A 12,319-nucleotide genomic window follows, 5' to 3' on the forward strand; every position below is an offset into this window, starting at 1 on the left:
AGCCAGATATGGCGAGCCGCAGCGCCGCGTCGCCAAGGCCGTTTTGATCAGCTCGGTTCCGCCCCTGATGCTGAAGACCCCCTCCAATCCTGGGGGTACGCCGATCGAGGTGTTCGATGGCTTTCGCAAGGCGCTAGCGGCCAGCCGGTCGCAGTTCTATCTCGACGTCGCCTCCGGCCCGTTCTACGGCTACAATCGGCCTGGCGCCAAGGTCTCGCAGGGTGTAATCGAGAATTGGTGGCGCCAGGGTATGATGGGTGGCGCAATTGCACAGTACGAAGGCATTAAGGCCTTTTCCGAGACTGACCAAACGGACGACCTGAAGGCGATCACCGTGCCGACCCTGATCATGCAGGGAGAGGACGACCAAGTGGTTCCCTACAAGGATGCTTCGGTGCTCCAGCACGAGCTGATCAAAAACAGCACGCTGAAGCTTTACCCTGGCTATCCCCACGGCGCCTTTACCATCCATGCAGACGTGTTCAATCCGGAAATCCTGTCCTTTCTGAAAGGTTAGTAGTCGAGCACCCAATCTGGAGAAGACGTTCCGTACGCCTTCTCCAGGCCGCTGTCTTTGCCCATGCAGGCATTGGGGAACGCTCACACTTCTGGACAGGCCAAGACTGCCGGACGTGCGCCGACCAGCGCGACATGCTCAAAACATCGGCCGGGCCGGGCTTTTCGCGACCAACTGTTGAACCCTACGTCACTCGCCTGGCCCGGCCGGTAGAGCTTTTTTGGAGATCGTTATGTCCCACCATCTTGATTCCCCGATCGCACGCCAAGACATCCGCCTCGACATCACTGACCTCTATGTCTTTCGTGGGACGACAGGCACGGTATTCGCGATTAATGTCTGCCACTCGATTTTTGGCAAACTTCCGGTGCCTGGGTACCATCCGGAGGGAATGTACGAGTTCAAGATTGATCTCGACGGCGATGCGATCGAGGACATCACCTTTCGCGTAACATTCGATGCTGCGGACGCGGATGGCAATCAACGCTTTATGTTGCGTCGGATCGATGGGACGGATGCTAGCGATCCGAACTCGCCCGGGGTGGCGATCATCGATGGGTTCACCAACCGAGGCGCGACAACGGCCGATGGGCTTCGCTTCTGGGCGGGAAAGGCCGCCGACCCGTTTTGGATAGATCCTGACGTCCTTCACGCGGTAGGCCACGCATTCCAGGACGGCACAGTGATCAACCTTGTCGGATGGGATCCGGCAAAGGCCCGAAATCTCTTTGCCGGGCACACGGTATACTCGATCGTGCTCGAGGTTCCCGACGACGAACTGCTGATCGGGGCCATTAGCAAGCGCCTCGGCGTGTGGGCTGTTGCGACGTTAGCCACCGACGCGGGCGGTTGGCGCCCGATCAATCGCATCGGACTGCCGATGATCCACCCGCTGTTCACGCAATTCGACGAGGATCTGGGCAACAGGCTGAACGCCGGCCGGCCGGCCGACGATTTTGCAACTTACGGTCTCCGGACTGCCAACGCCATCGCGGCGGTCGTCGCCGCCAACGGTACCTCGGAGGACCCTGCAGGCTACGGTTCGACGGTCGCCCATCGTTTCTTCCCGAACATCTTACCCTACGAGGTGGGCACGCAGGCGACATTCGGATTTGGACAGTGGAACGGCCGTTCGCTGACGGACAATGCCGCCGACGTCATGTGCAGCATCGCGGCCAACGCGCCGATCCGCCTCGGCATCGGCAAGGAGTCTGTGACGTCGAAACCGTCAACGATCTTTCCTTATATGCCGCCGGTCGTTGCTTAAGGCTCCCAAACGAGAGTCAAGCATTGAGCTCCGATTCTTACATAGAATTTCAGACTGAGAGCCGAGAAAGGAATTCGACATGTTGAAACAACTGTTTGTCATAACCGTAACCTTGATGTTCAACGTCATGCCGGCGTTCGCACATCTTAACCCGGAGGAGCATGGCTCGCTTCTCGCAGGCTTCTCTCATCCTTTGTTTGGGCTCGACCACATTCTGGCGATGATCGCTGTGGGCTTGTGGGCTGCTCTGCTCGGTGGGCGGTCCACATGGCTCATCCCCTCAGCGTTTGTCGGAACCATGGTCGTCGGCTTCGTTGTGTCCATGCTCGGTGGTGACCTCCCATTCGCAGAGCCCGTCGTTGCAGCGTCAGTTCTCATTCTCGGTCTGCTGGCTTTCGCAGCACTTCAAGTTCCAACATCGGTGGGAATGGTATTGGTCGGCTTCTTCGCATTTTTCCATGGGTACGCACATGGCGGTGAACTTGGTGAAGCGGGAGCGTTTCCGTTCCTGGTAGGGTTTGTCATCGCGACTACTCTGCTTCATGCCCTCGGCGTGAGGATAGGTCTTGGGCTATCGCGGCCTGCGATTGGCGGAGTGCAACGTTGGGTCGCCCAAATGGCTGGCGGCCTCACGGCGCTCGCCGGTTTATGGATAGTCGCCGGCGGTTAGTAGGCTCGTGTTCTTCTAATGATCATAGGTGCGCTCGTAGCTTCGGCCGCAGGCTCCCCGCCACCCCCTTTGAGGTCAGCAGGCCACGCAGTGGTCGTTACGCCGCGCCGCGCCGATTAGTTCGTCGAAACATGTCGAAGATCGGCGGCCGTATCGTCCGCATGACAGTCGACATGGTTGATCATGCGACTCCATGTTCGGCAGTGCGACGATCGTGAACAACGCGGACTGCTGCGCATGCCGCACTCGGTCCAAATCCTGAACGTTTAGCGAGAGTCAAATGCGACGAACGCCTCACTATCGCGCGACAAGGCACGACTTGACAATTGCCGCAACTCCGAACGCGCTGAAAATCCTGTCTCGCGGCATAGAGACAACCGACCTGCGGTGATTTGATCATCATTCACCGCAATCGAGGGATAGCGGGGCACTCTGAAGAAGGCCCGCAATTATTGTTTTCTATTACATCTCATGCCTCCCATGTCTGCTAGTCTAGCGAAAGGGGCGGGCTTGCCGCTGGTTTATGGCAGGGAACGGAGAAATCGGCGTGGAAGGTTCCGACCAGGTCATCTTTCTCGTGGACGACGATGTCCATGTTCGGGAGTCGATCAGTGACTTCCTCGCATCGGCGGGCCTCCGGTGTGTCGCAGTGGGCTCGGTAAGCGAGTACCTCGAATACCGTCGGCCCGACTTACCAAGCTGTATCGTGCTTGACGTGGAGCTCCCCGGCGTAAGCGGGCTTGAGTTTCACGAACAGATCGCCAGCGGCGATCATCCGCCAGTTGTGTTTATTACGGGCCATGGGGATATCCCTTCGACGGTCAGGGCGATGAAACGGGGTGCCGTTGATTTCCTCACGAAGCCCTTCCAGGAGTCGGATCTGCTCATAGCTATCAAAGCTGGCATTGAGAGAGATCGGGAGCGCCGTTCGAAGCAGGACGAATTGGGCGTTCTCCGACGCCGCTTTGCTGAACTTACACCTCGAGAGCGGGAGGTATTTCCGCTCGTGGTCAGCGGGCTAATGAACAAACAGGCGGCGGCAGAGCTCGGAATACGCGAGGTGACGCTACAGGTTCACAGAGGCAAGGTCATGCAGAAGATGCGGGCTGCCTCACTTGCCGATCTGGTGCGGATTGCAGCCATGCTCGATATTCCGATAACTCATTCCCGCCATGCAGGAGCTTTGTGAAGTGAATTCTCGTCAGTGGGTCGTCGCGATCGTGGACGATGATCCGTATCTACTTGAGTCCCTGGGAGATCTCCTGGAATCAGCCGGGCATAAGGTGCGCTCCTATGACACTGCCTTATCTCTCCTCCAGGGTGATCGGCTGTCGGAAGTAGACTGCCTGATCACTGATGTCGGCATGCCGGTCATGGATGGAGTCGAACTGCAGCGGAGGGCAAATGCTCGACTTCCCAACCTTCCCGTCATCTTCATCACAGGCAGGCAGGAACTGGCCACTCAAAGGCGAGTGACCGAAGCTTCTGTTTCTAGAGTATTTCAGAAGCCATTTGATACCAGAGCATTGCTGGATGCAGTATCCGACGCTCTCTTGGCTCGTGATTGACGCGGATACAAATACACGATCGTCCTTTTGGCGGTTTGCAGGATGGGACTTGTAAAGGATTTACCGTCGGCCAACCGAGGCCGTAGTCCGGTGTTATTGCTCTCTGGTCGTTACGGGGGGACGATGCGACTGGGAAAGCAACTGCGACAGAGGAGCTGTTCAAGGACGGTGACAGCGCGAGTCTGGCTGATTACCGTTGGCATCGGCGACTTGACGCAACGAGACTCGGATAGAGGCCTATGACGAACACGCGCAGGCTCGTAGATCTCTCGAATGTTGACCTCAAGGTCCTCGCCGAAGACGAAGAGCGTTTGCTGATGAGGGTGAGGCGCCGAGACGGCAACGCTGAGAAGACCGCGCTCGTTGTCAGGCCAAAATTGGACCAGTCACGGTTGGGCCTCGCAGCGCGCCTCGTTAATGAACACAGCCTGAAACCATATATCGAGGGCACATGGGCCGCGCGCCCGATGGCGCTTCTGGGGGAAGGAAACGTTACCGAGCTTCTACTCGATGATCCCGGCGGCGAGCCGCTTTCGCGGCAGGTCGGGGCACCGATCCCGATCCGGCGGTTCTTGATATTGTCCATGGCAATGTCGGATGCGACGGGGCAGATGCATGAAGCTGGGCTAATCCACAAGGATATCAAACCCGACAATTTTCTCATAAGTGGCTCCGGCGATCGCGCTTGGCTGATTGGCTTTGGCATCGCTTCGCGGCTTCCACGCGAGCGTCAGACTCCGGTGCCCCCCGAGGTGATCGCCGGTACCTTCGCCTATATGGCTCCGGAACAGACCGGACGCATGAACCGGTCGATCGATGCTCGCAGCGATCTCTACGCTCTCGGCGTTACCCTCTATGAAATGATCACCGGCGCCCTGCCATTTGTCGCTGCTGACCCAATGGAGTGGATTCATTGTCATGTGGCCCGTCAACCTATCCCTCCTTCAGAAAGGTTGACCGGAATTCCGGAGCCTGTTTCAGCCATCGTCATGAAGCTCCTGGCAAAGGCTGCGGAGGACCGTTACAGGACGGCCGCTGGCCTGAAGGCGGATTTGCAGCGGTGTCTCGAGGAATGGGAGGCGCGCGGGGCCGTTCGGCCGTTTGATCTTGGCACGCGCGACACGCCAACTAAGCTAATCTTCCGGGAAAAGCTCTACGGGCGCGACGACGAGATCAGATCGTTGATCACTGCGTTCGATCGGGTCGTGGCGAATGGCTCTCCCCAACTCGTTCTTGTGTCCGGCTATTCGGGGATCGGCAAATCGTCGGTCGTCAACGAATTGCACAGGTCGCTTGCGTCTCGGCGCGGACTTTTCGCTGCTGGTAAGTTCGATCAATACAAACGCGGAATTCCATACGCGACGCTGGCGCAGGCATTGCAAGGCTTGGTTGCACAATTGTTGAGCAAACACGAGGCCGAGCTAGCGCTGTGGCGGAATGAGTTCGCCACAGCCCTCGGGCCGAACGGCCAATTAATAGTCAATCTCATTCCAGAATTGGAAACCATTATCGGCGAACAACCCAAGGTGCCTGATCTTTCCGGTCCTGAGGCGCAGAACCGGCTACGCCTTGTGGTCCGACAGTTCATCGGTGTGTTCGCACGCCCAGAACATCCCCTCGTATTGTTCCTCGACGATCTGCAATGGCTGGATTCGGCGACCCTGGACATCGTCGAGAACTTGGTGACCCAGTCCGAAACGGGAAGCCTTCTCCTCGTGGGCGCATACAGGGACAATGAAGTTGCTCCAGATCACCCCTTGTATAGACGCCTGCGCTCCATCCGAACGTCAGGAGCGCCGGTTCAAGATATTCAATTGAGCGGAATCCAGCCGCAGGACATTGTCCACATGATCGCAGATGCGCTCGACGATCATCCACAGAGAGTGGCTCCGCTTGCCGACAGCGTATTTGCGAAGGCTGGCGGCAACCCCTTTTTCACCACCCAGTTCGTAGCGAGCCTCGTTGACGAGAACCTGCTCGTATACGATCCGGATTCATCGGGCTGGAGTTGGGATATCGATCAGGTCAATGCGAGGCGTGTAAGTGACAGCATAGTCGATCTCATGGTCGAGCGCCTGCGTCGCCTTCCGGAAGCCTCACAGCAGGCGTTGAGGCAAATGGCTTGCATGGGCAACGCTGTGAAAGCCCTGACGTTCCAGCGGATTGTCGAAGCATCTGCCGAGAAGGCACACATGCTTCTCCATGACGCTCTCCTGGCCGGTCTGCTCCTCCAGGTCGACGATGGCTACGCGTTTGCGCATGATCGCATCCATGAAGCAGCCTATGCCACCCTTCCCGAACCCGAGAAGGCCGCCACCCATCAACTGATCGGATCGCGGCTGCTTGCGACGCTTGATGAAGCCGAGATCGATGCCGATGTCTTCAACATCGTGAGTCAGTTCAACCGCATCGAAATCGGAAGCATCGCACCTGCGGAGCGCGCGAAGGTCGCAAACCTGTATTTGCGTGCTGGGCGGAAAGCCAAGGCGTCCGCCGCCTATTCGGCGGCGTGCGGCTACCTGGCAAGGGGACGATCGCAGCTCGTCGATGTCGGCTGGACGACACATGCCGAACTTGCATTCGCGCTGGCAATTGAGCATGCCGAATGCACCTTCCTCAGCGGCGATCTCGCGCAGGCCGATCAGATGATCTCTGCCTTGCTGACCCAAGAAACTGCCAACGTGGAGAAGGCGGCGGTCTACCGGCTCAAGGTGGAGCTTTGCGTTGTCAAGTCGGACAACAGCGGTGCGGTCGAAAATGGAGTGGAGGGGCTGGGGCTTCTCGGCTTCGACTTGCCGATACGCCCTTCCTGGGCAGACGTCGAGCGTGAATACGACGAGATTTGGAGGAACCTCCAGGGCCGCCCGATAGAGAGCTTCGCCGATCTGCCACCCATGACAGATCCACAAGCACTCGCGGCGATGCGTCTCTTGGCGGAGATGCAGCCGCCGGCGTATTTCTCCAGCTTCAACATGACGATCCTGGTAATCTGCAGGATGATAAATCTTTCCCTGACCCGGGGGGCTGCGAGTACGTCGGCGCAGGGTCTTGTTCTGTTGGGCTACGTCATCGGCCCCGCCTTCGGCCGCTACGAGGACGGGTATCACATCGCCCGGCTAGCGAGTGACCTTGCCTCAGAGCGAAACGGACCAGTCGACAAAGCGCGCGTGAACCATTTGACGGGACTTGCCGCCGCATGGACGGAGCCGCTGCCCGTGGTCCTCGATTGGCTGCGTGCAGCATTCAGAGGCGGAGTCCAAGCCGGCGATCTCTATTACGCCTGCTTCGAGGCTGCCGTAATCGTCCTGCATGTATTTCTCAGCGGCCAGAAGCTTGAGGATGTCGACCACGAGTGTAAGCGTGCGCTCGATTTTGCCCGGGACACCGGCTTCCAGGCTGGAATGGATTTGGTGATAGCCACCGAGCGCGCGGTAGCTAGCCTGCGGGGCCGGACGCGAGGACTCTCCGAGTATAGCGACGAAACCTTCGACGCCGGCGCCTTCGAAGCCAATCTCGCACGCTCGCAGAACTCCGTCGTCATGTGGTGGTACTGGACCCGCAAAACCATGGTTCATTTCCTTGCCGGGGAGTACGAGGCTGCCTTGGCCGCCGCGGATAAGGTGCAATCGCATTTCTCGATCCGGAACATGCAGATCGAGCAGATGGACTGCTTCTACTACGCCGGGCTTTCGCTCGCTGCACTCATTGATGAAGCCCCCGTTGCCGAGCGTGGCGCAATGCACGCGAAATTGGCTTCGCGGCACGCGCAATTGCGGGCCTGGGCCGAGGAAACGGGATCTCCGACATTTGCCGACAAGCATCTCCTCGTCGCCGCGGAGATCGCGCGGGTAGACGGACAAGATCTGAAAGCCCAGCGCCTCTATGAAGAGAGCATCCGCTTGGCGAAGGAAAACGGCTTCCTGCACAATGAAGCCGTTTCCAATGAGATGGCCAGCCGGTTCTATGCACGACAGAACTTTGAAAGAATCTCCCTGATGTATCTACGGGAAGCCCGCCTCTGCTATCTCCGCTGGGGAGCTCACGCCAAAGTCACGCAGATGGAGGCCGCGTATCCGCAACTGCGAGAAGAGCAGCCAGTGGCGCTTTCGACCGGCACGACGTTCGCGCCGGTCGAACAACTCGAATTAGCCACGGTGATCAAGGTCGTTCAGACTGTTTCGGGAGAGATCGTCCTCGACAAGCTGGTCGATGCGCTGATGCGCATGGCGATCGAACATGCAGGGGCAGGGAGAGCGGTCCTTGTGCTGAGTCAAGTTGCGGGGACTCATATCGAAGCCGAAGCCGAGATGACTGGCCACGGCGTGGTGGTCAGGTTGCGGGAAAACCTGAACTCCACAAGTGCCGCGCTGCCGGATGCAATCGTCCAGCACGTCCTCGGCACGAAAGAAACGGTTATCTTGGAGAATGCACTGTTGACCAGTCCTTTCTCCACCGACCCATATATCCTCGACCGGCATGTGCGCTCGCTTCTGGCGCTGCCTTTGATCAATCAAGGAAAGCTGATCGGCCTGCTTTATCTGGAGAACAATCTTGCCGCCAACGTATTCACGCCCAGTCAGATAGCCATTCTGAAGCTGATTGCGTCCCACGCCGCCGTAGCCTTGGAGAATACACGCCTTTATCGCGACCTCGCTGAACGCGAGGCGAGAATCCGTCGCCTGGTGGATGCCAACATCATCGGCGTCTTCATGTGGAGGTTCGATGGCCTGATATTCGAGGCGAACGACTCGTTCCTTGACATGCTAGGTTTCGATCGCGACGATCTTGCTGCGGGACGAGTTTATTGGACTGATTTGTCTCCACCTGAGGGTTGGGAAAACGACGCCAGAATGGTCGCGGAAGTAAAGGCAACGGGGATAGCGCCACCCTGGGAGAAGGAGTTCTTCCATAAGGATGGAAGGCGGGTTCCCGTGCTTCTTGGCGCCGCCACATTTGGCGATCCCGAATCGGACGGTGGGGTCACCTTCATTCTGGATCTGACTGCGCGAAAGCAGGCGGAGGAGGCTGCTCGTGCAAGCGATCGCCGTTATCGCGACCTTCAATCCGAATTGGCCCACGCTAGTCGGGTCGCTACAGTAGGGCAACTCTCCGCCGCAATCTCCCATGAGCTGCGGCAGCCTCTAGTGGGTGTGGTCACTAGCGCTTCGGCAGGCCTGAATTGGCTATCGGCAGGACCACCCAACATTCCGGCAGTCCGGCGTGCACTCGAGCGGGCGATGAGCGAGGGGCACCGGGCAGCCGAAGTGCTCGATCGCACACGCGCCCTTGTCACCAAGATGCCACCCAGGAACGACCTGGTCGACGTCAATGCAATTGTCTCCGACACTGTCGCGCTGGTTCGAGAGCAACTCGTCCTGAACGAGGTGTCGCTTGAGCTGAGGCTAGACAAGACCCTCTCTCGCGTCTTGGCGGATCGCGTCCAGTTGCAGCAGGTCATCCTGAACTTGATGCTCAATGCCATAGACGCCATGGCAGGTGTCAACAGTCGGCCGCGTGAACTGAAGATAGTCTCCGGACGCGAATCCCCTCATGTTGTCCATGTCGCAGTTCAAGACACTGGACCTGGCGTTCCATCCGGCCTGGAGGAAAAGCTTTTCGACGCCTTCTATTCGACGAAACCGGATGGGATGGGAATGGGACTGGCAATTAGTAAGACAATTATCGAATCCCACGGTGGCTCGCTCGGCACGACGCGTAATGAGCCACAGGGGGCAATCTTCTCGTTTTCCCTGCCAATCGACGCTCCTGAGCCGCCGTCTTAGTGCTCTCGCAGGGAACCCCGATAATGCCCAGTGAAAGACGCCAGTCCTTACTCGAACTTTTGTTCTGTGTATGTCTATAATTCAGCTTCCACCATCTCAGCAACATCGGCATGTATTTGCCTTGGCATATCCATAGGGGACATCTCAGATGTTCCGGAACGTTGCACGACCCGTTCTGGCGATCTTCCCTTTGCTTATGGCGATCGTTCTCGTCTTGGTGAGTGGTGAGCCGTGGCTCCTGATCATGGGCGTCGTGTCGGTCTGTGCCTTTGATGCTTGGCGTATCGGCTTCATTGGGGCGATCTTCGTGACGATGCTTTTTGCCCTAGCCCACTTTCCGCCCGCACATCTGATGACAGAGGGCGACCTCTCTCCTGCAGTGCAAACCGCACTCTTTGGAGGGGCAGCCTTGGTGATTTTCACCGTGATTAGGTGTGCAATGATTTTCCCCTCAAAGGCGGATGATCGCATGCGGTTCGCGGCAGCCATCGTTGACAACATGCCGGCCATGGGGTGGTCTCTGAACGGCAAGGGCGAATACACGTACACAAATAAGGCGGTACAGAACTATGTCACCGGCAACGAACGCCAGGCAGACTTGGACGACTGGAAAAATGCCATTCCGCTTGTGCACCCTGCCGACGTGGAGCAGACGTTTGGCCGGCTGGTGGAATGCCTCGCCAGCGGCGAGGATTTTGTAACCGATTGCCGCATCCAAGGACATGACGGCAGCTATCGTTGGTTTCGTGCAGTTGCTCGCGCTGCCCGGGGTGCCAAAGGAGACATTACCGGCTGGTACGGTACGTCCGTGGATATACACGAGCAGAAGCTCGTCGAGGAGGCCCTCAGAGAGAGTGAGCGAGAGCTTAGACAACTCGTTGACGCCATTCCTGCCCTGATCTGGTGCGCGACGCCCGAAGGTGAGCCGTTCTACGCAAATAAGCAGGTCAAAGCGTTTGCCGGCATCGCGATTGGCGACTTGGAGGTTCCAAACAAGACCCGCCTGCGTGAGGCCCTCGACGTGACCGTGCACCCCGACGATCGAATTCGGGTCGGTGACGCAATGATGCGGTCATTCTCGACGGGCACCTCCTTCGCGGAGATATACCGGTTGCGCCGTCATGACGGCATGTTCCGCTGGGTCGACAGTCGTCTTGCACCTCAATGCGACGACACGGGAAAGATCATACGCTGGTACGGCGTCCTCATCGATATTGACGAGAGCAAGCAGGCCGAGGAAGCCCTGCGCGCGAGTGAGAGGCAACTGCAGCTTCTGGTCGACACGGTGCCTGTCATGGTTTGGTGCGCTTCTGCTTCGGGCGAACCAACTTACATCAACAGACGGCTCAACGACTACGCCGGTATCCGCGCTGAGAAGGTCGACCAAGCGCGGTTCGATCGCAACCAGCAGATAGACCGGTTGATCCATCCAGACGACAGGGAACGATTCCGCCGCGCCCTGGTCGAGTCATTTGCTTTAGGCAGGCCGTTTACGCTGCGCTATCGTCACATGCGACACGATGGGCACTACCGCTGGGCCGACAGCCGGTCGGAGCCGCTTCGCGACGGGGATGGCCGACTGCTACAGTGGTATACGGTCATCACCGATATCGACGATGAAACGAGGATGCAGGAGGAACTGAGGTCGGCACATGAGAGACTTGCGAGCGCCTCGAAGGCTGCCAGCCTTTCCGAGCTGACCGCATCCATCGCGCATGAAGTCAATCAGCCACTGGCCAGCATCGTGGCAAGCTCACAGGCCTGCGAACACTGGCTGAAAGCTGATCCGCCTAACATAACACGCGCGATCGCCAACGTGGGCAGGATCACGAGGGATGCAAATCTGGCCGCAGACATCATTCGCCGAATCCGTGTCCTGTTCTTTAGAACCTCTGAAACTAGGACGCCGGTTAGCATCAACGAACTCGTCTTGGACGTCTGCCGGCTCATGGAGAACGAGCTTGCGGTGAACGCAATTCAGATAAGAACCGGCCCGGATGACGGCTTGCCATCGGTAATAGGGGACCGTATCCAGCTTCAGCAGGTTCTCGTCAACCTGATCCGGAACGGCATCGATGCCATGGAACGCATGCCTCCGGAGGAACGAGTCCTTGAAATCGGCTCGCGACTTATCGCCGGAAACCGGATCTCGGTGGAGGTTCGCGACCAAGGATCCGGAATGGAAGACCCGCACATGATCTTCGAGGCGTTCTACTCGACCAAGGCGAACGGCAAGGGCATTGGACTGGCGATCTGCCGTTCCATCATCGAGGCGCATGACGGGGAGATACGGGCTGAGAATGGCGAAAACGGAGGCGCCGTATTCACCTTTACGTTGCCTATTTCCAACCCGGGGCAAGATAGAAGAGACGTCGCGTGACGCGATCACAGTAAGTACTACAACAGCACGGTGAACCGCGTAAGAAGAAATAGACTAAACTAACTAGAGCTGCTGCGATTGCCGAGGTTCGATGCTCTGAGCCATGATGTCGGCCATGCGTACTAGGTCGGGAA

General features: G+C 58.1%; 7 protein-coding genes. All 7 read left to right on the forward strand.

What is annotated here, in order from left to right; translation table 11 throughout:
* Positions 1–517 (forward strand): alpha/beta hydrolase (locus EN893_RS04720; RefSeq protein ID WP_164900717.1); only part of this gene is annotated, 517 nt, incomplete at its 5' end.
* 232 nt (positions 518–749) lie between these two features.
* Positions 750–1,784, forward strand: a complete 1,035-nt coding sequence (locus EN893_RS04725) for a DUF4331 family protein (protein WP_127270681.1) — start codon at positions 750–752, stop codon at positions 1,782–1,784.
* Between the two features lie 79 nt (positions 1,785–1,863).
* Positions 1,864–2,454 carry a HupE/UreJ family protein gene (locus EN893_RS04730; RefSeq protein WP_127270684.1) on the forward strand — a complete coding sequence of 197 codons (591 nt, stop codon included), beginning with the start codon at positions 1,864–1,866 and terminating at the stop codon, positions 2,452–2,454.
* A 547-nt stretch (positions 2,455–3,001) separates the two neighbouring features.
* Complete coding sequence (locus tag EN893_RS04735; protein ID WP_127270687.1) at positions 3,002–3,643, forward strand: response regulator; 642 nt, start codon at positions 3,002–3,004, stop codon at positions 3,641–3,643.
* Position 3,644: 1 nt separating this feature from the next.
* Positions 3,645–4,022: a response regulator gene (locus EN893_RS04740; protein WP_127270690.1), complete on the forward strand. Its 378-nt coding sequence runs from the start codon at positions 3,645–3,647 to the stop codon at positions 4,020–4,022.
* 239 nt (positions 4,023–4,261) lie between these two features.
* The gene (locus tag EN893_RS04745; protein ID WP_128361427.1) at positions 4,262–9,805 is read left to right on the forward strand and encodes an ATP-binding sensor histidine kinase; all 5,544 of its coding nucleotides are present in this window, start codon (positions 4,262–4,264) and stop codon (positions 9,803–9,805) included.
* 148 nt (positions 9,806–9,953) lie between these two features.
* Entirely contained in the window at positions 9,954–12,185 is a 2,232-nt protein-coding gene (locus EN893_RS04750; RefSeq protein WP_127266652.1) for a PAS domain-containing protein, read from the forward strand.
* The last annotated feature ends 134 nt before the right edge of the window (positions 12,186–12,319 follow it).

The organism is Mesorhizobium sp. M7A.F.Ca.CA.004.04.2.1, from assembly GCF_004022825.1.
Classification (GTDB): domain Bacteria; phylum Pseudomonadota; class Alphaproteobacteria; order Rhizobiales; family Rhizobiaceae; genus Mesorhizobium.

Bases quoted from the DNA above. Each gene is read 5' to 3' on its own strand.
- EN893_RS04730 (WP_127270684.1), top strand. From the start codon at position 1,864: ATGTTGAAACAACTGTTTGTCATAACCGTAACCTTGATGTTCAACGTC.
- EN893_RS04725 (WP_127270681.1), top strand. From the start codon at position 750: ATGTCCCACCATCTTGATTCCCCGATCGCACGCCAAGACATCCGCCTC.
- EN893_RS04745 (WP_128361427.1), top strand. From the start codon at position 4,262: ATGACGAACACGCGCAGGCTCGTAGATCTCTCGAATGTTGACCTCAAG.
- EN893_RS04750 (WP_127266652.1), top strand. From the start codon at position 9,954: ATGTTCCGGAACGTTGCACGACCCGTTCTGGCGATCTTCCCTTTGCTT.